Source organism: Streptomyces echinatus, from assembly GCF_014203595.1.
In the GTDB taxonomy this organism is placed as follows: Bacteria; Actinomycetota; Actinomycetes; order Streptomycetales; family Streptomycetaceae; genus Streptomyces; species Streptomyces echinatus.
Map to the genome: position 1 here is coordinate 51,932 of NZ_JACHJK010000003.1, position 26,525 is coordinate 78,456.

Genomic DNA, 26,525 nt, shown 5'->3' on the forward strand with positions numbered 1-26,525 from the left:
TCAGTCCTCCTGGTGGGAAAGGGTGGTGTCACCGGTGACCTCGGCGAGGCGGGCGGCCAGGATCGGTCCGATCTGGGCCAGCGAGCCGGCTTCGGTCATCCGGTTGTGCCGGGTGGTGATCTCGTGTGATTCGATCCGTCCCGCGATGTACGGGCGCCAGGTCGCGGGCCCGGCGTCGTCCTCGCCGCGGTCGATCGTCGAGTTGAACAGCAGCAGGTCGCCGTCGAACCCGGCCGGGACGAAGTCGACCGCCAGCTTCGCGTTGTTGATCATGATGTGGACGATGACCTCGATCTGCTGCTCCGTGAGGCCCTGGAGCGCGCTGCCCCGCCGGTTCAGGACCTCGGCGACCTCGCCGTAGGTCAGCTCCCGGTCGCCCAGCTCGTCCGGGTCGACGTCGAGCACACCGACGAGCACGTCCCGCTCGGTGGGCACGGGCATCTCGTCGAACTGCACGTCCTTCACCGGGTAGGCGTCGAGGATCGCCAGCAGCGCGGTCCGCTCGCCGCGCGCCTGAAGCTCGCAGGCGAGCGCGTGGGCGATCAGCCCGCCGGCGGACCAGCCGAGCAGGAGGTACGGGCCCTCGGGCTGGATCTTGCGGATCTGGTCGGCGTAGTCGGCCGCCATCTCCTCGAAGGACGTGGCCAGGGGTTCGGGGCGGCCGAGGCCGCGCGCCTGGATGGCGTAGACCGGGTGCTGGGGCCCGATGTGGTTCAGGAGCCCGCTGTACGACCAGCTGATGCCGCCGCCGGGGTGGATGCAGAACAGCGGCGTGCCGGTCCCGCTCGAACGCAGCGGCAGCACCACGTCCAACGCGTCGTCGGGGTCGTCCATGACCAGACGCTCGGTGAGACCGGCCACGGTCGGTGCCTCGAACAGCATGCGCAGGCCCAGCTCCAGGCCGAGGGTCTCGCGGACGCGGGAGGCCAGGCGGGCGGCGAGCAGCGAGTGGCCGCCCAGGTCGAAGAAGTTGTCGTCGATGTGCACCTCTTCCCGGCCGAGGACCTCGGCGAAGAGGCCGCACAGCAGCTGCTCCCGCGGCGTCCGGGGGCCTCGTCCGGTGCCCGGCGCACCGTAGTCGGGGGCGGGCAGGCCGGCCCGGTCCAGCTTGCCGTTGGCGGTCAACGGCAGCGTGTCCAGCGTGACGAACGCCGACGGCACCATGTAGTCGGGCAGTTCACGGCGCAGTCGCGCGGAGAGCTCGCCCGCCTCGGGTTCGCCGTCGGGAGCGGCCACCAGGTAGGCGACGAGCCGCTTGTCGCCGGGCCGGTCCTCGCGGGCGACGACGGCCGCCTGGGCGACGCCCGGGCAGCTCGCGAGGATCGCCTCGATCTCGCCGGGCTCGATCCGCAGGCCGCGGAGCTTGACCTGGTGGTCGGTCCGTCCGGCGAACTCCAGCGTACCGTCGGTCGGCCACCACGCCAGGTCGCCGGTGCGGTACATCCGGCTCCCGGGCGGCCCGTACGGGTCGGCCGTGAAGCGCTCTGCCGTCAGGCCGGGTCGGCCGAGGTAGCCGCGGGCCACGCCGGTCCCCGCGAGGTACAGCTCGCCGACCAGGCCCGTGGGCACCGGCCGCAGGCGGTCGTCGAGGACGTAGGCGCGCATGTTCGCCATCGGCCCGCCGATCGGCACGGTGGCGGCGTTCTCGGGGAGGGTTCGGACCGCGTGGCAGGTGGCCAGGGTGGTGGCCTCGGTGGGCCCGTAGCCGTTGACCACCTCGATGCCGGGGCAGACGTCCAGCACCCGGGCGACGGCGGCCGGGGAGACCACGTCACCGCCGGTCCACACCTCGCGCACCCCCGCGAGCAGGCCCGGCCGCTCCTCGGCGACCAGGCGGAACAGGCCGGCCGTCAGCCACAGTCCGGTCACCCCGTGCGTGCTGATCGTGTGCTGCAGCAGGTCGAGGTCCAGCCGCTCGGGCGGTGCGACCACGACCCGGCCACCGCTCAGCAGCGGCACCCACAGCTCGTAGGTCGAGAGGTCGAAGGCGGTCGGGGAGTGCATCAGCACCCGCTCGTGTCCGCCGCCGTGGTATTCGGGGGTGAGCGCGAGGCCGACCACGTCGCGGTGGGTGACGGCCACGCCCTTCGGCCGCCCGGTCGAGCCGGAGGTGTACATCACGTACGCCAACTGCCGCTGGTCGCAGCGTGCTTCGATGTCGGAGGGGTCGGGCTCACCCTCGATCAACGCGGTCAGCACGTCCTCGGTGAGCACCAGCGCGGCCCCGGCCTCCTGGAGGATCAGGTCGATCCGGGACTGCGGGAAACGCGAGTCGAGGGGCACATAGGCGCCGCCCGCCTTGATGATCGCCAGGAGCGCCACGACCAGCTCCGCCGAGCGGTCCAGCAGCACCGCGACCGGTGTCTCCGGTCGTACGCCCTGGCGGATCAGCGCCCGCGCGAGGCGGTTGGAGCGGTGGTCGAGTTCCCGGTAGGTCAGCTCGGTGGCGCCCGCCACGACGGCCACCGCGTCCGGGGTGGCGTGCACCTGGCGGGCGAACAGCTCCGGCAGCGCGGCCTCGGGCAGCTCGACCGCGGCGCCGGTGGACTCGGACAGCAGCCGGCGGCGTTCCTCGCCCGACATGATGTCGATCCGGCTGATCGGCCGGCCGGGGTCGGCGACCGCCGTGCGCAGCAGCCGTGCCCAGCGCTCGAACAGCAGCTCCACGGTGGCCGGTTCGAACAGGTCGGTGGCGTACTCCACCGCGCCGACCAGCCCGTCGGGGCCGCCGTCCGGGCGGAACTGCTCGGCCAGGCTGAACGTCAGGTCGACCCGCGAGGTGCCGGTCGACGCCTCCAGGTGGCCGGTCTCCAGCCCCGGCAGCGCGAACTCGCCCACCGGCGCGTTCTGCAAGGCCAGCATGATCTGGAACAGCGGGTGGTGCGACAGCGACCGGGCCGGGTTGACCACCTCGACGAGGTACTCGAACGGTACGTCCTGGTGGTCGTAGGCGGCGAGCGCCTTCTGCCGCACCCGGTCGAGCAGTTCGGCGAAACCGGGATCGCCGCTCGTGTCGGTGCGCAGCACCAGAGTGTTGACGAAGAAACCGACGAGCTCGTCCAGCGCCTGGTCGGTACGGCCCGCGATCGGGCTGCCGATCGGGATGTCGGTGCCGGCACCGAGCCGGGTGAGCAGCGCGGCAAGGCCGGCCTGGAGCACCATGAACATACTGGCGCCGCGCGCGGCCGCCAGATCCCGCAGTGCCTGGTGCAGTTCGGGGTCCAGCCGGACCACGACCCGGCTGCCCAGCTGGGAGGCCACCGGCGGCCGGGGCCGGTCGGCGGGCAGCTGCACCTGCTGCGGAATGCCCGCCAGCTCGTCCTTCCAGTAGGCCAGTTGCCGGGCGAACAGGCTGTCCGGGTCGGCGGTGTCGCCGAGCAGGTCACGTTGCCAGCAGGTGTAGTCGGCGTACTGCACCGGCAGCGGGGACCACTGCGGCTCCTCGCCTCGGCAGCGCGCCGTGTAGGCGGCCGCGAGGTCGCCGGAGAGCGGCCCCATCGACCAGCCGTCGGCGGCGATGTGGTGCACCACGACCAGCAGCACGTGCCGGTCGGGCGCGAGCGCGTACAGCTCCGCCCGGAGCGGCGGCTCCGCCGCCAGGTCGAAGCCTCGCCGGGCCGTCTGCACCAGCCGCTCGGCCAGCCGGCTCTCGTCGAGCTCGACCACCGGCAGCTCCGGGTGCGCCTCCGGAGCGCTCAGCACGACCTGGTACGGCACGCCGTCCGTCTCGCGGAACACCGTGCGCAGGCTCTCGTGCCGGGCGATCACGTCCGCGAGCGCGGCGTGCAGGGCCGGGCGGTCGAGTTCGCCGGTCAGGCTCAGCGCGAGCGGCATGTTGTAGGTGGCGCTCGGCCCGTCCATCCGGTGCAGGAACCACAGGCGGCGCTGGGCGAAGGACAGCTCCACGCGATCGGGTCGCGGCTGGGCGGTCAGCGTGGGCCGCGCCGTGCCGGAGCCGTCGAGGCGGGCGGCCAGTCCGGCCACGGTCGGCGTCTCGAACAGCGTCCGGACTTCGAGTTCCGCGCCGAGGGTCGCCCGGACGCGGGAGGCCAGGCGGGTCGCCAGCAGTGAGTGTCCGCCCAGGTCGAAGAAGCCGTCCTCGACGCCGACCTGGGCCAGGCCGAGCACCTCGGCGAACAGCTCGGCGAGGAGCTGTTCCTGCGGGGTGCGCGGCGCCCGCCCGGCTCCGGCCGGGCCGAGGTCGGGCGCGGGCAGCGCGCGGCGGTCGAGCTTGCCGCTGGCCGTCAGCGGCAGCGTCTCCAGCACCACGAACGCCGACGGGATCAGGTAGTCGGGCAGTCGCCCGCCCAGCCATGCGCGGAGTTCGCCGATGAGGGCCCCGGTGCCGCGGCTGCCGGTCGGGCGGTTGGTCAGCGACGACAGCGGCCTGCTGGTGGTCCGGGCCGACCGGTACGGCTCGACCGGCGAGCCCAGATGCGCCATTGGGTCGGCGAAGACGACGTCCAGGGCGTCGGCCGCGGTGGCCGACCAGGTGACGCCCACCCAGCGGTCGAACTCCGCACCGATGGCCCGGAAGTCCTCCGGATCGGGGAGTTCGCCCTCTTCCGGGCCGTGCAGCCGCTCCAGCAGCTCGGCGAGCGAGCCGTCGCCGTTCTGCAGCGCCCGGGCCAGGTCGGACTCCCGCGCCACGCGACGGTTCGGCACCCCGGTGATCCGCAGCACGTCCGCGTCCGGCCGGGCGAGCAGTTCGCGCAGCTCGTCCTGCCCGGCGACCTGCCGCCCCCACTCCAGCTCGACGGGCCGGCTCGGAACCACCGGGCCGACCGGTGCCTTGTGCAGCGTAACGTCGTAGCGGTAGCGGGTCAGTTCGTTGTGGTGGCGGCCGCTCTTGACCTCCACGGCCACCGCGCCGATGTCCGTGCCGCGCTCTCGCAGGACGGTGAAGAAGTCCGGGTCGACCAGGAGTTCCTTCTCCACCCTGACGGCCTGCTCCACCGCGCGGCGCACCGTTGCGAGATCGCCGTCGGCACCGGTGCGGTGCAGTTGGACCGCGGTGGCCAGCGGGCGCAGCAGCCGCAGGTTGCGGATGTCGCCGACGAAGAGCGTGCCGCCCGGGGCGAGCAGTCGCATCAGCTTCTCGATCACGTCCGCGAGGTAGTCGGCGGACGGGAAGTACTGCACCACCGAGTTGATCACGATGGTGTCGAACCGCCCAGCCGGAAGGCCGTCGGTGTCGTGCGCCGGGCGGGTCTGGAGCACGACACGCTCGGCCAGGTCGTCCTGCCGGGCGACCTGCGCGGTCAGCGCGTCGACCGCCGTGGCGGAGAAGTCCGTCGCCCAGTAGGTCTCGCAGTGCGGTGCGATCCGCGAGAGCAGCAGTCCGGTGCCGACGCCGACCTCCAGCACCCGGCGGGGACGCAGGGCCAGGATGCGGGCCACGGTGGCGTCTCGCCACTCCCGCATCTGCTCGACGGGGATCGGGCTCGCGTCGTAGCTGCTGTTCCAGCCGACGAAGTTCTGGCCGAAGCCGGCTTCCTCAGGGGTGATGGGCAGGGCGTCGTAGATGTCCCGCCACTCGCCCACGTGGTCCGCTTCCAGGCCGCTGTCCCGTGCCTCGTCCTGGTGCGGGACGACGTAGCCGACGAGCCGGTCGTCCTGGGCGAGGACGGCGGCCCGGGCGACGGCGGGGTGCTCGGCGAGGGCCGCCTCGACCTCGCCGGGTTCGACGCGGAAGCCGCGCACCTTCACCTGGTCGTCGGCGCGGCCGACATACTCCAGCCGCCCTCCCCCATCCTCGGGCCGGGGGTGCCCCCGGCCCAGCCAGCGCACCAGGTCTCCGGTGCGGTACATGCGCTCACCGGTCCCGAACGGGCAGGCGACGAACCGTCCGGCCGTCAGGCCCGGCCGGTTCAGGTAGCCGCGCGCCAGTCCCGCGCCCGCGACGTACAGCTCCCCCGCCACGCCCGTCGGCACCGGCCGCAGCCGCTCGTCCAGCACGTACACCCGGGCGCCCACGATCGGACGGCCGATCGGCGGCACGCCCGCTCCCGGGGTCAGCGGGTCGCTCATGGTCGCGCACACCGTGGTCTCGGTCGGGCCGTACGCGTTGACCATGCGGCGCCCGGACGCCCAGCGGTCCACCAGCTCCGGCGGGCACGCCTCACCCGCCACCACCAGGGTCGACACCTGTACGGAGCCGTCCGGCACGGCGGCGAGGACGGACGGGGGCACGGTCACGTGGGTGACCGCGAGGTCGCGGTCGGTCAGCGCGGCGACCGGGTCCGCCGTCGGGGGCAGCACCAGGGCCGCGCCGCGCAGCAGGGCGGTGAAGATCTCCGACACCGAGGCGTCGAAGCTGGGCGAGGCGAACTGGAGGACCCGGCTGTCGGGTTCGATCGCGAACCGCTCGATCTGTGCGGCGACCAGGCTCGCGACGCCGCCGTGGCCGACCACGACGCCCTTGGGGCGGCCGGTCGAGCCCGAGGTGTAGATCACGTAGGCCGGATGCCGGACGTCGAGCGTGACCACGGGGTCGGTCTCCGACCACGCGGACACCTCGGTCACCAGCGCCGGGTCGTCGACCATCAGTGCCGGCCGGGCGTCCGCCAGCATGTACGCGATCCTCGCCTGCGGGTAGGCCGGATCCACGGGCAGGTACGCGGCCCCGGCCTTCAGCACGCCCAGGACGGCCACCACGGACTCCACCGAGCGCGGCAGGGCCACGGCCACGGTCTGCTCCGGGCCGATGCCCCGTGCGATCAGTGCATGCGCGAACCGGTTCGCGCGGGCATTCAGCTGTCGGTACGTCACCTCGGCATCGCCACACACCAGCGCGACCGCATCCGGGGTCACCGCCACCTGCGCCGCGAAAGCCTGCGGTACCGGGACGGCCTCCACCTCGCGGGCGGTCGCGTCGCCCCGCTCCAGCAAACGGTGCCGCTCGTCGGCGTCGAGGAGGTCGATCACTCCGATCGACCGGTCCGGGTCGGCGGTGACCGCCTCCAGGAGGCGCGTCCAGCGCCTAGTGAGCGCCGCGACCGTCGAGCGGTCGAACAGGTCGGTGGCGTACTCCACCGCGCCGACGATCCCCGCCGGGCTGCCGTCCGGGCCGAACTGTTCGACGAGGCTCACACCGAGGTCGAACTTGGCGGTCCCGGTGGCCACCGCGTAGGTGGTGACGTCAAGGCCGGGCAGGGAGAACCGGCCCATCGGGGCGTTCTGCACGGCCAGGATGGTCTGGAACAGGGGGTGGTGCGACAGCGAGCGGGACGGGTTCAGCACCTCCACCAGGTGCTCGAACGGCACGTCCTGGTGCGCGTACGCCGACAGCGCGGTCTCCCGTACCCGCTCCAGCAACTCGGCGAAGCTCGGGTCGCCGCTCGTGTCGGTGCGCAGCACCAGCGTGTTCACGAAGAACCCGACCAGTTCGTCCAGCGCCTCGTCGGTACGCCCCGCGATCGGACTCCCGATCGCGATGTCCGTGCCCGCACCCAGCCGCGTGTACAGCGCGGCGAGCGCGCCCTGGAGCACCATGAACAGGCTCGCGCCCGACTTCCGGGCCAACTCCGCCAGCGCAGCGTGCAGTTCAGGGCTCAGCTCCAGGCCGAGATGGTCCCCGCGCCAGCCGGCGACGGCCGGCCTCGGCCGGTCGGTGGGCAGCTGGAGCAGCTCCGGCAGGTCGGACAGCTGACGCTTCCAGTAGTCGAGTTGTTCGGCGAACCGGCTCCGGCGGTCGGCGGCGTCGCCGAGCAGGTCGCGCTGCCACAGTGTGTAGTCCGCGTACTGCACCGGCAGGGCCGGCCAGTGCGGCGCGCGCCCCTCGCACCGGGCGGCGTACGCCTCGGCCAGGTCGCGTGCCAGCGGGCCGGTGGACCAGCCGTCGCCGGCGATGTGGTGCATCACCAGCAGCAGTACGTGCTCGTCCGGTGCGAGGGCGAACAGCTCCGCCCGCAGTGGCGCTTCGGCCTCCAGGTCGAAGGGCCGTCGGGCGAACTCGGCGAGCCGCTCGGACAGTTCGGCCTCCGACACCTCGGTCAGCCGCGCCCGGGGCCGGGCCTCGGCCGGGTCCAGGACGAGCTGGCAGGGTACGCCGTCGACCTCCGGGAAGACCGTCCGCAGGCTCTCGTGCCGGGCCACCACGTCGGCCAGCGCCTCGTCCAGCGCCGCCCGGTCGAGCGTCCCGGTCAGCTGGAGTGCCAGCGGGATGTGGTATGTCGCGGCGGCGCCGTCCATGCGGTGCAGGAACCAGAGGCGGCGCTGGGCGAAGGACAGCGGCACCGCCTCCGGCCGCTCGCGCGTGGTCAGCGCCGGGCGAGCGCGGCCTGCCTCGGCCAGCGCCTCGGCCAGCCCCGCCACGGTGGGCGCCTGGAAGAGCGCGCGCAGCGCCACCTCCACTCCGAGCACCGACCGCACCCGTGCGACCAGCCGGGTGGCGAGCAGGGAGTGCCCGCCCAGGTCGAAGAAGTCGTCGTCGAGCCCGACCCGCGGCACGCCCAGCACCTCGGCGAACAGCTCGCACAGGATCTGCTCCTGCGGGGTGCGCGGCGCCCGGCCCGTGGCTGTGGCCACCGGCTCGGGCGCGGGCAACGCCGCCCGGTCCAGCTTCCCGTTCGGCGTCAGCGGCAGCGCGTCCAGCAGCACGAACGCCGACGGCACCAGATAGTCGGGCAGACGGTCGCGCAGATAGGCCGTCAGCTCCGCCGGATCCACGACCGTGCCGGGACGCACCGCCACGTAGCCGACGAGCCGGTCGTGCCGGGCGAGGACGGCGGCCTGGGCGACCGCGGGGTGCTCGGTCAGGGACGCCTCGATCTCGCCGGGTTCGACGCGGAAGCCGCGCATCTTCACCTGGTCGTCGGCGCGGCCGATGTACTCCAGCTCTCCCCCAGCCTCCGGGGTGCGTCGGCGGACCAGGTCACCGGTGCGGTACATCCGCGCGCCCGCCGGGCCGAACGGGCAGGCGACGAACCGCCCGGCCGTCAGAGCGGGCCGGTTCAGGTACCCGCGCGCCAGGCCGGGGCCGGCGATGTACAACTCCCCCGCCACCTCCGGCGGCACGATGCGCAGCCGCTCGTCGAGGACGTACGCCCGGAAGCCCGCGACCGTTCGGCCGATCGGCGGTACACCGCGCCCCGGGGACAGCGGATCGCTCATGGTCGCGCACACCGTCGTCTCCGTCGGACCGTACGCGTTGATCATCCGTCGGCCCGGCGCCCACCGGACCACCAGCTCCGGTGGGCAGGCCTCGCCCGCGACCACCAGGGTGGTGGCCGTGAGGTCGGCGCTCTCCAGCGCGGTCAGGGCCGAGGGCGGAAGCGTCACGTGGGTGACGTCGAGCCGGCGGTCCGTCAGTGCCTCCAGCGGGGCCTCGGACGGGGCCAGGACGAGGGCGGCTCCGGTGATGACGGCACTGCACAGGTCCCAGAAGGACGCGTCGAAGCTTGGCGAGGCGAACTGGAGGACCCGGCTGCCCGGCGCCACACCGAGCCTCTCGACCTGTGCCGCCACCAGGCCCGACACGCCGGTGTGGCTCACCACGACGCCCTTGGGCCGGCCCGTCGAACCCGAGGTGTAGATGACGTATGCCGGGTGCCGGACGTCGAGCGCGGTCTGCGGGTCGGTGTCCGGCCAGTTCCCTTCGGTCACTGTCGCCGGGTCGTCGATCACCACCATGGGCCGGGCGTCGTCCAGCATGAACGCGATCCGTGCCGCCGGGTAAGCCGGATCCACCGGCAGGTACGCGGCCCCGGCCTTCAGCACACCCAGGACCGCCACCACCGACTCCACCGACCGCGGCAACGCCACCGCAACTACCTGCTCCGGACCCACACCCCGAGCCATCAGCGCGTGCGCGAACCGGTTCGCCCGGGCGTTCAGCTGCCGATACGTCAACTCGGCATCGCCACACACCAGCGCAACCGCGTCCGGCGTCGCCGTCACCTGCGCCGCGAACAGCTCCGTCAGGCTCGCCCCGGCCGCCTCGCCCTCGGCGGTGGGCAGCAGCTCGCAGCGCTCCTCGGCGGACAGCAGGTCGATCCCGCCGACCGGCCGGCCGGGCGCGGCGGCGACCGCGGCCAGCAGCCTGGTCCATCGGGCGACCAGGGCCTCGACCGTCGAGCGGTCGAACAGGTCGGTGCTGTACTCGACCGCGCCGCTGAGCCCGGCCGGCGCGCCGTCGGGCCCGTGCTCCTCCGCGAACCCGAAGGTCAGGTCGAGCCGCGCCGTCCCGGTGAGCACGGTCACCGCGGAGACCCGGAGACCCGGCAGCTCGAAGTCGCCGCCCGGTGCGTTCTGCACGACCAGCCCGGTCTGGAACAACGGGTGGTGGGACAGCGCGCGGGACGGGTTCAGCACCTCCACCAGGTGCTCGAACGGCACGTCCTGGTGCGCGTACGCCGACAGCGCCGTCTCCCGCACCCGCCCGAGCAACTCGGTGAACGTCGGGTCGCCGCTCGTGTCGGTGCGCAGCACGAGCGTGTTGATGAAGAACCCGACCAGTTCGTCCAGCGCCTCGTCGGTACGCCCCGCGATCGGACTCCCGATCGCGATGTCCGTGCCCGCACCCAGCCGCGTGTACAGCGCGGCGAGCGCGGCCTGGAGCACCATGAACAGGGTCGCACCCGACCTCCGGGCCAACTCCACCAGCGCCGCGTGCAGTTCGGCGTCGATCCGGAGTTGGAGCAGGTCGCCGCCGTACGACATGGTGGCCGGGCGCGGCCGGTCGGCCGGCAGCCGCAGCTGCTCGGGCAGCCCGGCCAGTGCCTGGGTCCAGTAGGTGACCTGGCGGGCGAACGCGCTGTCCGCGTCGTGCTCGTCGCCGAGGATCTCGTGCTGCCACAGGGTGTAGTCGCCGTACGTCACCGGCAGCGGCGGCCATGCCGGTGCCCCGCCGCCCTGACGGGCGGTGTAGGCCGCGGCGAGGTCGCGGGCCAGCGGGCCCATGGACCAGCCGTCCCCTGCGATGTGGTGCATCACCAGCAGCAGCACATGCTCGTCCGGCGCGACCGCGAACAGCTCCGCCCGCAGCGGTACTTCCGAGGTCAGGTCGAACGCCCGCACCGCCGCCTCGCGCAGCAGTTCGGGCAGCTCCGCCTCGCCGGCCGCGCGTACGGTCAGCCGGACGGCGGCCTCGGCGGTGTCCAGCACCCGCTGGTACGGGACTCCGGCGGTGTGCGGGAAGACCGTGCGCAGGGTCTCGTGCCGGGCCACCACGTCCGCGAGCGCGGCGCTCAGCGCGTCCCGGTCGAGGTCGCCGGACAGCCGCAGGGCGAGCGGCATGTGGTACGTGGCGCTCGGCGCCCCGAACTGCTGGAGGAACCAGAGCCGGCGCTGGGCGAACGACAGCGGCATCGGTTCGCGGCGGGGCTGGGGTACCAGGGCCTGCCGCGCGGTGCCGGCGTCATGCAGACCGGCCGCCAGCCCGGCGGGCGTCGGCGCCCGGAACAGGCTGCGCAGTTCCAGCTCGACCCCGAGGGTCGCCCGGACCCGCGAGACCAGCCGGGTGGCGAGCAGGGAGTGCCCGCCCAGGTCGAAGAAGCCGTCGTCGACCCCGACCCGCGGCACGCCCAGCACCTCGGCGAACAACTCGCACAGAATCTGCTCCTGCGGCGTGCGCGGCGCCCGGCCGCCGGCGGTCGTGCCCGGCTCGGGCGCGGGCAGCGCCGCCCGGTCCAGCTTCCCGTTCGGCGTCAGCGGCAGCGCGTCCAGCAGCACGAACGCGGACGGCACGAGGTGGTCCGGCACCTGGTCGCGCAGGTACGCCGCCAGCGCCGCCGCGGTCGCCCCGGTCCCGGCCAGGGGCACGACGTACGCGACGATCCGGTCCTCCCGGGCGAGCACCGCGACCTGGGCGACACCCGGGTGCGCGGCCAGCTCGGCCTCGATCTCGCCCGGCTCGACCCGGAACCCGCGGACCTTCACCTGGTGGTCCACCCGGCCCGCGAACTCCAGCTCTCCCCCAGCCTCCGGCCCGGGGGATCCCGAGGCGCGCCAGCGGACGAGGTCACCGGTGCGGTACATCAGCGTGCCGGCCGGACCGTAGGGGTTGGCGACGAACCGCGTGGCGGTGAGCCCGGGCCGGTTCAGGTAGCCGCGGGCGAGTCCCGCTCCGGCGAGATACAGCTCACCCAGCACGCCGGGGGCGACCGGTCGCAGCGCCGAGTCCAGAACGTATGCCTGGCAGTTGGCGATGGGTCGGCCGATCGGTACCGGCAGTGGGCAGTCGGCGGGGTCGGCCGGCAGCGGGTAGGCGGTGATCACATGGGTCTCGGCGGGGCCGTAGTGGTTGTGCAGCTCCCGGCCCGGCCGCCTGGCCTGGAAGCGGCGTACGACACCGCCGAGGCGCATCGCTTCGCCGGCCTGCGCGATCAGCCTCAGCTTCGGCAGCTCCAGTCCGGCCTCCTCGGCGGCCTCGGCCAGCGCCTCGACCACCAGGTTGGGCGCGAACAGCTCCTCGACCCCGTGCCGGTCCAGCCAGCGGGCGAACAGTTCGGCACTGCGGCGCTGCTCCTCGGTCGGCACCACCAGGGTCTTGCCGTACAGCAGCGCGGAGAGCGTCTCCTGCACCGAGACGTCGAAGCTGATCGCGGTGAACTGCGCGGTACGCGTGCCGGGTTCGCCACCGACGGACTTGTGGTGCCACGCCAGCAGGTTCAGCAGCCCGGCGGCGGGCATCACCACGGCCTTGGGCCGGCCGGTGGAACCCGAGGTGTAGATGACGTAAGCCGGGTGTCGCGCGTCCACGGCGACGGCCGGATCGTGCTCCGGCAGATCCCCGTCCGGTGTGACGGCCGCGAGGTCGTCGAGGACCACGGCCGGCCTCGCGTCCTGAAGCATGTACGCGATGCGGGCGGCCGGGTAGTCCGGGTCGACCGGCAGGTACGCCGCGCCCGTCTTGAGCACCGCGAGTACGGCGACCACCAGCTCGGCGGAGCGCGGCAGCCGCAGGGCGACGACCTGCTCCGGTCCCGCCCCGCGCGCGATCAGCCCGTGCGCCAGGCGATTGGCCCTGCGGTTCAGCTCCCGGTAGGTCAGCACGGTGTCCTCGAACACCACCGCCGGGGCCTGGGGGGTCGCCCGGACCTGTGCCTCGAACAGAGCGGGCAGGCCGGCATCAGGGGCCGGGCACGCGGTGTCGTTGCGTACGACCAGCAGCTCGTGCCGCTCCTCGGCGGTGAGGACGTCGATCCGGCTCAGCGGCCGGTCCGGCTCGGCGACCACCGACGCCAGCAGACGCAGCCACCGGGCGACGAGTGCCTCCACCGTGGCGGGGTCGAACAGATCGGTGCTGTACTCGACCCGCCCGACGATGCCCTCGGCCGGTCCGCCGGTGCCGCCGCGCTCCAGCAGGTGGAAGCCGAGATCGAACATCGCCGTCGGTGTCCGCACCAGGACGATCTCGGCGGCCAGACCGCTCAGCGCGAACTCGGTGCGGGGCACGTTCTGCAGCGCGAGCAGCACCTGGAACAGCGGCTGACGGGCGAGCGACCGGGACGGGTTGAGAGCCTCGACGACGTGTTCGAACGGCAGGTCCTGGTGCGCGTACGCGGCCAGTGCGCCCTCGCGGACCCGGCCCAGCAGCTCGGCGAAGGTCGGGTCGCCGCTGGTGTCCGTGCGGAGCACCAGGGTGTTGACGAAGAATCCGACGAGGTCGTCCAGGGCCTGGTCGGTCCGGCCGGCGATCAGGCTTCCGACCGGGATGTCCGTGCCCGCGCCGAGCTTGTCGAGCAGCGCCGCCAGCGCGGCCTGCAGCACCATGTACACGCTGGCGCCGTGTTCCCGGCCCAGCCGGAGCAGCCCGGCGTGCAGTTCGGCGTCCAGTTCGATCGCGAGATGGCCGCCGGAGTAGGAGGGGGTCGCGGGTCGCGGGCGGTCGGCGGGGAGCCGGATCTGCTCCGGCAGGTTCGCCAACTGCTCGCTCCAGTAGGTCTGCTGGCGAGCGAACAGGCTTTCCGGGTCGGCCGGGTCGCCGAGCAGCTCCCGCTGCCACAGGGTGTAGTCGGCGTACTGCACGGGCAGTGGCGCCCACTGCGGCTCCTCGCCCCGGCGGCGTGCCGCGTACGCGGTGGCCAGGTCGGCGGCCAGCGGGCCCAGCGACCAGCCGTCACCGGCGATGTGGTGCATCACGAGGAGCAGCACATGGTCGTCCGCCGAAATCCCGAACACCTCGGCGCGCAGCGGAGTTTCGGCCGCGAGGTCGAATCCGCGCCCTGCGGCCCCCGCCAGCAGTTCCGGCAGGTCCCTCTCGTCGGCCGCGGTGACCGACAGCCTCGGGCGCGCCTCGCCGGAGGCCAGTACCTGCTGGTGGGGCACACCGTCCGCGGCCGGGTAGATCGTGCGCAGGGTTTCGTGCCGGTCGACGACGTCGCCCAGCGCCGCCTCCAGCGCCGCCGGGTCCAGTGGTCCCGACAGCCGCCACGCGAGCGGCATGTTGTAGACCGAGCCGGCGCTTTCCAGCTGGCGAAGGAACCACAGCCTCCGCTGGGCGGACGACAGCGGCACCAGGTCGGGCCGCTCCACCGGCTCCAGGGCGAGCCTGGCCCCGTCCGCGCCGCCCAGACCGGCGGCCAGGCCGGCCACCGTCGGGGCCTGGAACAGGGTGCGCAGCGGGAGTTCCACGCCCAGGGTCGCCCTGACCCGGGCCACCAGCCGGGTGGCCAGCAGGGAGTGCCCGCCAAGGTCGAAGAAGTCGTCGTCGACCCCGACCTGAGGCAGGCCCAGCACCTCGGCGAACAGCCCGGCCAGCACGTGTTCCTGGGGAGTGTGCGGAGCCCGGCCGGACCGCCTCGCGGTGACCTCGGGCTCGGGCAGGGCGCGCCGGTCCAGCTTGCCGCTGGCGTTCAGCGGCAGGGCGTCGAGGGAGACGAACGCGGCCGGCACCATGTAGTCCGGCAGCCGCTCGCGCAGGTGTGCCCGCAGGTCCTCCGGCCGGAGCTCCGCCCCGGTGGCGGGCACCAGGTAGGCGACCAGGCGGGTGTCCTCCGCCCGGTCCTGCCGGACGATCACGGCGGCCCGCGCGACCTGCGGGTGTTCCGCCAATGCCGCCTCGATCTCGCCGAGTTCGATCCGGAATCCCCGGACCTTGACCTGGTCGTCGGTACGACCGAGGAACTCCAGGTTTCCGTCCGGGCCCCACCGCACCAGGTCACCGGTGCGGTACATCCTCCCTCCTTGCCCGCCATCGGGCAGGAGGGCCCCACCGCTCGGCCCGAACGGGTCCGCCACGAACCGTCCCGCGGTCAGGCCCGGCCGGTTCAGGTAGCCGCGCGCCAGCCCGGCACCGGCGATGTACAGCTCACCCGGCACACCCACGGGGACCGGCTGCAGCGCGGTGTCGAGCACATGCAGCCGGAAACCGTCGAGCGGCCGGCCGATCACTTGGCGCGGGCTCGACCCCAGCGGCGCGCAGACCGAGTCCACCGTGCACTCGGACGGCCCGTAGTAGTTCAGGGAGAACACCCCCTCGGCCGCCCGCAGCCGCTCCCACAGCTGTTCCGGAACGACCTCCCCGCCCAACCCGACCACGGAGGGACGCCACCGCGGGTGGTCCAACAGGCCATGTTCGACGAGGACTTGCAGGTAGGACGGGGTCCCGCCGACCGTGTCCAGCCCGGCCCGCACGGCGTACTCGAGGTAGGCCTCCGGGTCGGACCAGGTGGCCTCGTCCAGGACGTGCAGCTCGTGGCCCGCGAAGAGGGCGATCAGCTGGTCGCAGGAAGCGTCGAACGACACGGACGTGGTCAGCCCCATCCGCAGCCGCTGCCCTGTCCGGAGGATCAGCGGGCACTGGTTGGCGAAGAGGTTGGACAGGCCGCCGTGCGTCACCACCACGCCCTTGGGCCTGCCGGTGGAGCCGGAAGTGTAGATGACGTAGACGGGGAGGCCCGGGTCGATGGCCACCGCGGGGTCCGTCGACGGGCACCCCGCCACCAGCGCGGCCGTCTCCGGGTCGTCGGCCACCAGCCATCCGGTGGGACCGGTCCGGGGCAGTCGGCCCCGGGTGCGGGTGTCGGTCACGGTCAGGACCGGCCGGGCGTCGTCGAGCATGTACTCGATCCGGGCGGGCGGGTACTGCGGATCGACCGGGAGGTACGCCGCGCCGGTCTTCATCACCGCGAGGATCGCCACCACCAGCTCGGCCGACCTCGGCAGGGCCACCGCTACCAGCCGTTCCGGGCCCGCGCCCCGGGCGATCAGCGCATGGGCCAGCCGGTTCGCCCTCGCGTCCAGCTCGGCGTACGTCAGCGTTGCTTCCGGCCCCACCACCGCGACGGCGTCCGGAGTCGCACGCACCTGAGAGCGGAACAGCTCCGGCAGGCTCTCGGTGAAGGCCTGGGCCGCCGGGCCGGTGCCCAGCGCCGTCAGCTCACCGCGCTCCTCGAGGGTGAGCAGGCCGATTCGGCTGAGCCGCCGCCGGGGGTCGGCGATCGCGGCGCGGAGCAGCCGGACCCACCGCCCGAACATCGTCTCGACGGTGGCCGGGTCGTACAGGTCGCTGGAGTACTCGACGAACCCGTCGATCCCGTCCGGGGAACCGTCCTCCGCATGCCGCTCGGACATCGTGAAGATCAGGTCGAGCTTGGCGGTGGTGGACGTCGACGGCATGTCGCCGACCCGCAGCCCGGGCGGCGCGAAGTCGGCCCGGGGTGCGTTCTGCAGCACCAGCATGACCTGGAACAGCGGGTGGTGCGCCAGCGACCGGACCGGGTTGAGGGCCTCGACGAGGTACTCGAACGGAAGGTCCTGGTGCGCGTACGCGGCCAGCGCGGTCTCCCGGACCCGGCCCAGCAGTTCGGCGAACGTCGGGTCGCCCGAGGTGTCGGTACGGAACACCAGGGTGTTGACGAAGTAGCCGACCATCTCGTCCTGCGCCTGGTCGGTCCGGCCCGCGACCGGGCTCCCGACCGGGATGTCGTCGCCGGCGCCGAGCTTGCTGAGCAACACGGCGAGCCCGGCCTGGAGCACCATGAACAGGCTGGTGCCGTGGGCGCGGGCGAGTTCGCGCAGCCCGCGGTGCAGCTCGGCGTCCAGTTCGGCACGCACGGAACCGCCCCGGTGCGTGGCGACCGCCGGGCGGGGCCGGTCGCCGGGCAGCTGGATCTGCTCGGGCAGACCGGCCAGCCGGCGGGTCCAGTAGGCCGCCTGCCGGGCGAACAGGCTGTCCCCGTCGGCGGCGTCGCCGAGCAGCTCGTGCTGCCACAGGGTGTAGTCGGCGTACTGGACCGGCAGCTCCTTCCACTGCGGCTCCTCGCCGCGGCACCGCGCCGCGTACGCGGTGGTCAGGTCCTGCGCGAGAGGGCCCAGCGACCAGCCGTCAGCCGCGATGTGGTGGAGTACCACCTGGAACCCGTGCTCGTCCGCCGCCAGCTCGAACAGCCCGGCACGCAGCGGCACATCAACAGCCAGGTCGAACCGGCGGGTCTTCGCTTGCGCCATGGCGGCCGGCAGCTCGGCCTCGGTGGTCCGGCTCACGAGCAGCCGCGGGCGGGCTGCCGCGACATCCAGCACCTGCTGGTACGGCACGCCGTCCACCGCCGGGAAGACGGTGCGCAGGCTCTCGTGCCGGGCCACCACGTCCGCCACGGCGGCCTCCAGGGCCCGCCGGTCCAGATCCCCGGACAGCCGCCAGGCCAGGCAGATGTGGTAGTTCGCGCTGGCTCCCTCCAGCTGGTGCAGGAACCACAGCCGCCGCTGCGCGAACGACAGCGGGATCGCCCCGGGCCGCTCGCGCCGTACCAGGGCGGCCTGCGCCGGTCCGGCCGCCACCAGGGCCGATGCCAGGCCGGCCGGTGTGGGCGCCTCGAACAGGGTGCGCAGCGGCATTTCCACGCCGAGCGTCGCGCGGATCCGGGCGGCCAGGCGGGTGGCCAGCAGCGAGTGCCCGCCCAGGTCGAAGAAGCCGTCCTCGACGCCGGCCGACGGCACGCCCAGGACCTCGGCGAACAGCTCGCAGAGGATCTGCTCCTGCGCGCTGCGCGGCGCGCGGGCGGTGGCCGCCGGGGCGAGGTCGGGGACGGGCAGGGCCCTGTGGTCCAGCTTGCCGTTGGCGGTCAGCGGCAGCGTGTCCAGCACGACGAAGGCCGACGGCACCATGTACTCCGGCAACCGCTCGCTCAGGTGCGCGCGCAGTTCGGCCGGACTCGGTGCGGTACCTGCGGCCGGCACCAGGTACGCGACCAGCCGGGTGTCGTCGGCCCGGTCCTGCCGGGCCAGGACGGCGATCTGGGCGACACCGGGGTGCGCGGCCAGGGCCGCCTCGATCTCGCCGAGCTCGATCCGGAAGCCGCGCACCTTCACCTGCTGGTCGGCCCGGCCGACGTAGCGCAGGCTTCCTCCCCCGGCCTCCGGCCGGGGGGACCCCCACTCCGCGCGGCGCACCACGTCGCCGCTGCGGTACATCCGCGATCCCGGCGGTCCGAACGGGTCGGCCACGAACCGCCCGGCGGTCAGGCCGGGCCGGTTCAGGTAGCCGCGCGCCAGGCCTGCGCCCGCGACGTACAGCTCGCCGGGCACGCCCGGGGCCACCGGCCGCAGGTGGGCGTCCAGCACGTACGTCCGCAGGTCCGGAAGCGCCGCGCCGATCTGGCCGGCGGCTGTTTCGGCCCGGTCGAGCGCCGCGTACGTGACGTGCACCGTGGTCTCGGTGATGCCGTACATGTTGACCAGCCGCGGCGCGTCGTCCGGGTGCCGCTCGTACCAGCTCGCGAGCCGGGCGTGCTCCAGCGCCTCACCGCCGAACACCACCGTGCGCAGTGCGAGCGAGCGGCCGGTCTCCGGGGCCTCCTCGTCCGCCTGCATCAGCTGGTAGAACGCGGACGGCGTCTGGTTGAGCACGGTCACCCGTTCGCGGGCGAGCAGTTCCAGGAAGCGGCCGGGCGAGCGGCTGGTCTCGTGGTCCACGATCACCAGACGGCCGCCGTACAACAGCGGACCCCACAGCTCCCACACCGAGAAGTCGAAGGCATAGGAGTGGAAGAGCGTCCAGACGTCCTCGGCGGAGAAGCCGAACTGCTTCTCGGTGGTGCCGAACAGCCGCACCACGTTTTGGTGCGGGACCACCACGCCCTTGGGGTCGCCGGTGGAGCCGGAGGTGTAGATGACGTAGGCGGCGTGGCCCGGGTGGAGGGGGACCTCCGGGTCCGTCTCCGGCAGCCCGTCCAGGTCGGCCGTGTCCAGCAGCAGCCGGTCCACCTGGTCCGCGCCCGGCAGGTCGCCGATGCGGCTCGTGGTCACGAGGAGCGCGGGCCGGGCGTCCTGGAGCAGGTAGGTGATCCGGGCGGCCGGGTACCGCGGGTCCACCGGGAGGTAGGCGCCGCCCGCCTTCAGCACGGCGAGCACCGCCACGACCTGCTCCGCCGAGCGCGGCAGGGCCAGGGCCACGCGCTGCTCCGGGCCCACTCCCCGGTCGATCAGGGCGTGCGCGAGCCGGTTCGCGCGGGCGTTCAACTCGCCGTAGGTCACATTGACTTCGCCGTCCGTGACGGCGACGGCGGCCGGGTTCGCCCGTACCTGTCGCTCGAACAGCGCGGTCAGGCCGCTCTCCGACGGCCCCTCGTCCCGGTCGGTACGAGCCGGGAGCAGCGCGCGGAGCTCGTCGGCGGACAGCAGGTCCACCTGGCCGATCCTCCGGCTCGGGTCGGCGACGACGGCACGCAGCAGCCGCAGCCACCGCTCGACGATCCCGGTCACGGTGGCCTCGTCGAACAGGTCGGTGCTGTACTCCACCACGCCCGACAGGCCGTCCTCACCGGGCTCTTCGGCCAGGATGAAAGTCAGGTCGCACTTGGCCGTCCCGGTGTGGACCAGGTCGGTCGCCACCCGCAGCCGGGGCAGGTCGAACGTGCCGAGGGGTGCGTTCTGCAACGCGAGCATGGTCTGGAACAGCGGGTGGTGCGCCAGCGACCGAGCCGGGTTCAGCGCCTCCACCAGGTGCTCGAAAGGCACGTCCTGGTGCGCGTACGCGGCCAGCGCGTCGGCCCGCACCCGGCCCAGCAGTTCGGTGAAGGAGGGGTCGCCGGAGAGGTCGGTGCGCAGCACCAGGGTGTTGACGAAGAAGCCGACCAATTCGTCCGCGGCCTCGTCGGTGCGTCCGGCGATCGGCGTGCCTACGGGTACGTCGGTACCCGCGCCCAGCTTGCCCAGCAGGGCGGCCAGCCCGGCCTGGAGCACCATGAAGAGGCTGGCCCCGCCGTCCCGGGCGAGCGTGCGCAGGCCCTGGTGCAGCTCTGCGTCGATCCGCACCGGCAGATGGGCGCCCCGGTAGGACATCGCGGCCGGCCGGGGCCGGTCGAACGGCAGCTCCACCTGCTCCGGAAGGCCCGCCAACCGCGCCCTCCAGTAGTCGAGCTGACTGTTCAGCAGGCTGTTCCGGTCCGAGCCGTCACCGAGCAGCTCCCGCTGCCACAGGGCGTAGTCCGCGTACTGGACCGGCAGCGGCGACCACTCCGGTTTCGCGCCCTCGGCGCGGGCCAGGTAGGCAGCCGTGAGGTCCCGTGAGAGGGGCCCCATCGACCAGCCGTCGCCGGCGATGTGGTGCACCACCAGCAGCAGCACGTGCTCCTCGGCCGCCAGCTGGAACAGTTCGGCGTGCAGCGGCGGCTCCTCGGCGAGGTCGAAGCCGTACCGGGCCGCCTGCGCCAGCCGCTCCGGCAGCTCGCATTCGCCGAGCTCGGTCATCCGCAGCCGCGGCCGGGCCTCCTCCGGGTCCAGCACCCGCTGGCACGGCACGCCGTCGATCGTCGGGAAGACGGTGCGCAGGCTCTCGTGCCGCTCGACCACGTCCGCCAGGGCGGCTTCCAGGGCCCGCCGGTCCAGGTCCCCGGACAGGCGCAGGGTCAGCGGGATGTTGTAGGTGGCGCTCGGGCCCTCCATGCGGTGCAGGAACCACAGCCGGCGCTGCGCGAAGGACAGCGGGATCGCGTCGGGCCGCTCGCGCCGCCCCAGTGCGGGGCGGGCCCGGCCCGCGACATCCACGGCCGCCGCCAGTGCCGCCACCGTCGGCGCGTCGAACAGGTCGCCGAGCCGCAGCTCCACGCCGAGGAGCGAGCGGGCCCGGGCGATCAGCCGGGTGGCCAGCAGGGAGTGCCCGCCGAGGTCGAAGAAGCTGTCGTCCGGCCCGGGTTCGGCCACCCCCAGCACCTCGGCGAACAGCCCGACGAGCAGGTGCTCGGTGGCGGTGCGCGGTGCGCGGCCCGGCGCGGCGGGCTGTCGCTCGGGCGCCGGGAGGGCCCGCCGGTCGAGCTTGCCGTTCGGAGTCAGCGGCAACGCGCCCAGCAGCACGTACGCGGACGGCACCATGTGCCGGGGCAGCCGGTCCCGCAGGTGGTCGCGCAGCGCGGTCTCGGTCACGGTGGCGCCGTGACCGGGCACCGCGTAGGCGACCAGCCGGGGTTCCTCCTCGGTGCGCACCGTCACGGCGGCCCGGGCGACCTGCGGGTGCTCGGCGAGCACGGCCTCGATCTCGCCGAGCTCGACCCGGAAGCCGTGGATCTTGACCTGGTCGTCGGTACGGCCGAGAAACTCCAGGTTCCCGGCCGCGTCCCAGCGCACCAGATCCCCGGTGCGGTACATACGCGACCCTCCCGGCCCGAACGGGTCCGCGACGAACCGCCCGGCGGTCAGCCCCGGCCGGTCGAGGTAGCCGCGGGCCAGCCCCGCGCCCGCGATGTACAGCTCACCCGCCGCACCGGTCGGCAGCGGCCGCAGGGCGCCGTCGAGCACGTACAGCCGGGCGTTGGTGACCGGTCGGCCGATCACCGGGCGTGGGCTCGACTCCAGCGGTGCGGTCACCGAGTTGACGGTGCATTCGGACGGTCCGTAGAGGTTGAGGCAGGACACGCCCTCCGCCGCCCGCAGCTGCTCCCACAGCCGCTCCGGGACGGCCTCGCCGCCCGCCGCGACCAGTGCCGGGCGCCACCTTGGGTCGCTCAGCAGCCCGTGCGACAAGAGCACCTGAAGGTAGGACGGGGTGGCTTCGAGGTAGTCCAGTCCGCAGCGCGCCGCGTATCCGACGAGGGCGTCGGGGTCGGTCCAGGTCTCGTGCTCCAGGACATGCAGCTCGTGCCCCCCGAACAGAGCGAGCAGCTGGTTCCAGGAGGCGTCGAAGGACACCGAGGTGGTCAGCGCCACCCGCAGCCGCTGCCGCTCCTTCAGCAGCGGCGCGAACTGCACCTGTTGGAGGTCGGTGAGCAGGTCGAGCAGGCCGCCGTGGGTCGGCAGCACGCCCTTGGGCCTGCCCGTGGAACCGGAGGTGTAGATGACGTACGCCGGGTGACTCGGGTCGACGGCCACCATCGGGTCGTCCGCTGGGCAGCCCGCCACCAGGACGGCCGTGTCGGGGTCGTCGAGCACCAGCCGGTCGACGGGGCCGGCCTCGGGCAGCCGCCCCTCGCTGCGGGAGTCCGTGACCAGCAGGGCCGGCCGGGCGTCGTCGAGCAGGTACGCGATCCGGGCGGCGGGGTACTCGGGGTCGACCGGGACGTACGCCGCGCCGGTCTTCAGCACCGCGAGGATCGCCACCACCAGCTCCGCCGAGCGCGGCAGGGCGACCGCCACCAGCCGCTCCGGGCCCGCTCCCCGGGCGATCAGGGCGTGCGCCAGCCGGTTGGCCCGCGCGTCCAGTTCCGCGTACGTCAGCGAGACGTCGCCGCACACCAGCGCGACCAGCTCCGGAGCCTGCCGGACGTGCTCCCGGAACACCTCCGGCAGGCTCGTGGCCGGGGTCGGCACCTCCGGTCCGGAGCCGAGCACCGCCAGCTCACGCCGCTCCTCGGCGGTGAGCAGTTCGATCCGGCCCACCGGTTCGTCCTGGTCGCAGTCCGCGAGGGTGTCCAGCAGCGTGAGCAGCCGCTGCTGGTGGTCGGCGAGGTCGTCGGGGCCGTACGCCTCCGGTGAGCCGTGCAGCCGGAGCAGCGGCGGGTTGCCGTCCCGGTAGTCGAAGACCCAGACGGCGAGGTCGGTGGTCGACCCGGACACGAAGTGGTGGACGGAGGCCGGGTGCCCGGCGAAGTCCGGCCGGGAGTTGAAGGCCATGATGTTGACGATCAGCGGGAACGCCGTCCCGATGCCGCCGGGGGCGCCGAGGTCCCGAAGCAGGTCCTCGCTGCGGTAGCGCTCGTGCGCGACGGCCGTCTCGACCTCCCGCGCCGCCTGGGCGACGAGTTCGCGCCACGGCATGTCAGGCCGCACCGTCAGCCGCAGCGGCACCACGTTGGACATCGTGCCCGGCACCGCCGTCAGGTCGCGGTCGGCGCCCCGGCGGGCGGTGACGGGCAGGGCGAGCACCACGTCCTGGTCGCCGGTCAGCCGGTGGGCGTAGAGCGCCGTCGCCGCGACCAGCAGCCGGGACCACCGGACGCCGCAACGTCCCGCCGCCGCCCGCAGGGCGTCCGGGCGGCGCAGTTCCCGCTCCTCGGCCAGCCGGAGGGCGCGGTGCGGATCGGTCGCGGGGGTGTCGGTGAGCCGGGTCGGGGCGGGCAGGTCGGCGAAGCGCTCGGTCCAGTAGGCACGGTCGGCGGCGAAGTCGGTGGAGGCGCGGTAGGCGGCGTCGCTGGCGACCAGGTCCCGCAGCGAGCCGAACGGGCAGGGCGGCACGGTGGCGCCCTCGGCCAGCGCCGAGTACACCTCGCCGACCCGCTGTCGGAGCATGGAGCTGCTGATCGCGTCCAGCACCACGTGGTGGTAGTTCAGGTACCAGAGGTACTCCGTCGGCGACGCCTTGATCAGCGCGTGGCCGAACAGCGGGTCGCGGGCGAGGTCCAGCGGGCGCAGCAGGTCCCGCTCCATCCATTCCACGGCCGCCGCCCGGGGGTCGGGCTCCCCGCTGAGGTCGAGGTGGGCCGGGGCCCAGTCCCAGCTCTCCCGGAGGACCTGGCGCGGGCCCTCCCCGTCGTCGACGAAGGTCACGTGCAGGGCGTCGACCTCGTCGACCACCCGGCGCAGCGCGCTCTCGAACAGCTGCCGGTCCACCGGACCGTGGATCTCCAGGCACTCGCCCACGCGGTAACCCGGGATCGGCGTGCGGGAGCGCTGCTCGGCGAGCCAGATCTCGCGCTGGGCCGCTGTCAGGGGAAGGGCGTCACCATCGCGACGGGACATGGGGGTACCTCCGAGGGTGTGGGCAGGCGTGATGGCGGGGCACGCCGGACCGCGCCGACCGTGGGGTCGTCACACGGTCGGCCGGCCGGGGGGCTGCTGCGGTCAGGCGGCGGGATCGCCCGCCTGGAGTTGCCACAGGGATGCGTAGAGGCCGTGCTGGGCGAGGAGTTCGTCGTGGGTGCCCCGCTCGGCGACGACGCCGCCCTTGTCCATGACATAGATCCGGTCGGCGTGGCGGACCGTGGAGAGCCGGTGGGCGATGATCAGCATCGTCCGGTCGGCCGCGAAGACGCGGAGCGTGCGCTGGATGGCGGCCTCGGTCTCGTTGTCCACGGCGGAGGTGGCTTCGTCGAGGATCACGACCGGCGCGTCCTTGAGGATGGCGCGCGCCAGCGCGATCCGCTGTCGCTGGCCGCCGGAGAGGGCGGCACCGCGTTCACCGATCACCGTCTCGTAGCCGTCCGGCAGAGACGCGACGAAGGTGTGTGCCTCGGCCTTCATGGCCGCCTGGACCACGGCCTCGTCGGTGGCTGCGAAGCTGCCGTAACGGATGTTGTCGGCGACGGTGCCGTCGAAGAGGAAGGGGTCCTGGGCGACGAACCCGATCGCGTGGCGCAGGTCGTGCCGCGACAGCTCGCGCACGTCCCGCCCGTCGAGCAGCACGCTGCCGGCGTCCGCGTTCTGGAATCGCATCAGCAGCTTGGCGATCGTGGTCTTGCCGGAGCCGGTGGCGCCGACGAGGGCGGTGACCTGCCCGGCGTGGATGTCCAGCGAGAGGTCCTCCAGCGCCGGTGGCCGATCGGGGTAGGCGAAGGTCACGTTGTCGAGGACGATCTCCCCGCGCACCTTCTCCGCGTCGAGCGGTCCGCCGGTGCCGTCGGTCTCGGCGGGGAGGGCGCGCAGCCGCTGGATCCGGTCGTAGGCGGTGAGCGTGCGCTGGTACTGGTCGACGATGCCGCCGAGCCGGTTCATCCGCAGCAGTACCATCTGGGGAAGCCCGATCAACGGGCTGAACACCTCGAACGGCAGGCTGCCGTCGAGCACCGCCCGCCCGCCGATCAGCAGGGTTCCGGCCATCGAGCTGGTAGTGCAGACCCGCACGGTCTCGGCGTGGCGGATCGTGCTCCGGTCGGTCCGCCGGCTGCTGTCCTGGACCTCCCCGCTCAGCCGGTCGATGCGCTCGGCCTCGTAGTCCTCGGTGCAGAAGCTCTTGACGGTGGCACCGGCTTCCAGCGTGTTCACCAGCTGGCTGTGCAGCTTGGCCCGGTGCTCGCCGGAGACGGCGTAGTCGGCGGTGACTTTGTCCTGGTATTGGAACGACAGCCAAGCGATGACCGGGATGGGCAGGAACGCGATCCAGGCGATCTGGGGTGCCAGCAACAGGAACAGCGGCACCAGGAGGGCCAGGCTGGTGCCGAGGTGCAGCAGGTCGCCCGCCGAGGTGGCGAAGAAAGCGCCCAGCTGACGGACGTCGTCGGTGAGTGCGCCGGCGATTCGGCTGGTCCGCTCGCCTTCCAGGTGCCGTAGTTCGAGGTGCTGCACATGGGCGTACGTCCGGTTGCGCCAGTCGTGCTCGATGTCCTGGCCGAGTCGGCGCCACTGGAGGTTCGAGGCGTACGACAGGCCCGCCACGGCGGCACAGGCTGCCGCCATCAGCCCCGCCAGACCGCAGAGTTGAGCGGACGCGGTGCTCAGGCCGAGGCGGACCAGCGGAGCTGCCTCGCCCTTGATGAGGACCAGTCCGGTCCAGCCGAGGAAGGTACCGAGCGCCATCTCCGAGACCTGGCAGGCGACGGACAGGGCAGCGGCCCCATAGAGACGGCGTCGGTGCGGTCCGACGATCTCCAGCAGGGGATGGTGTTCGACGCGGGGCCCGGCCGCTTCCTGGGACGTATCGACCGTTCCGCGCCAGGCCTTCCGGAGGACGGCCGCGGTCACCGCGCCCACCCCGCCTACCGCCACCAGCTGCCTGCTCAGCGCCGATCCCTTGATCAGTGCGATCCCGGCCGCGGCCCCGCCGCCGACGGCGAGTACCGGTCGCACGACCAGGCCGCGGTCCGCCCGCGGGGCCGGCGCGGCGACCGGTCGGGCCGGTGCCGGGCGTCCCGCTCCGGTCGGATCCTCCGCGACCAGGGTGACGGCTCTGCGGACGATCCGGCCGACGTCCGTGGCGCGCACCCGCGCATCGTGCCGGACGAGCACCCCGCCGGTGACCGGGTTGGCCCGGGCCTCGGTGATCCCGGGAATGCGGCGCAGCGCGGCAGCGAGGACCTCAGCCGTGCGTGGCCGGCCGAGCACCAGCTTGACTTCCCAGCGCTGGCGGCCCGGAATGACCGAGCGCGGACGCGCGTCCCATTCCACGGAGCGGAATCCGGCTGCGGCACCCGGTAGCGATGACATGCGTACGATCACCTGTTTTACGGAGGTCGCGAGTAGTCCGCCGACGGGCGCAGCGAAATTCTACGCACAGC

2 protein-coding genes are annotated in these 26,525 nt (G+C 73.5%); both read right to left on the reverse strand.

Features of this window, described 5'->3' with window-relative positions; genetic code table 11:
• Positions 1–24,054, reverse strand: coding sequence for a non-ribosomal peptide synthase/polyketide synthase (locus FHS34_RS08875; RefSeq protein ID WP_184963048.1), 24,054 nt, complete (start codon positions 24,052–24,054; stop codon positions 1–3).
• A gap of 102 nt (positions 24,055–24,156) precedes the next feature.
• Positions 24,157–26,454 carry an ABC transporter ATP-binding protein/permease gene (locus FHS34_RS08880; RefSeq protein ID WP_221508751.1) on the reverse strand — a complete coding sequence of 766 codons (2,298 nt, stop codon included), beginning with the start codon at positions 26,452–26,454 and terminating at the stop codon, positions 24,157–24,159.
• Positions 26,455–26,525 lie beyond the last annotated feature (71 nt).

Coding starts and splice junctions, on each gene's coding strand:
- FHS34_RS08880 (WP_221508751.1), bottom strand. CDS start 26,454: ATGTCATCGCTACCGGGTGCCGCAGCCGGATTCCGCTCCGTGGAATGG.
- FHS34_RS08875 (WP_184963048.1), bottom strand. CDS start 24,054: ATGTCCCGTCGCGATGGTGACGCCCTTCCCCTGACAGCGGCCCAGCGC.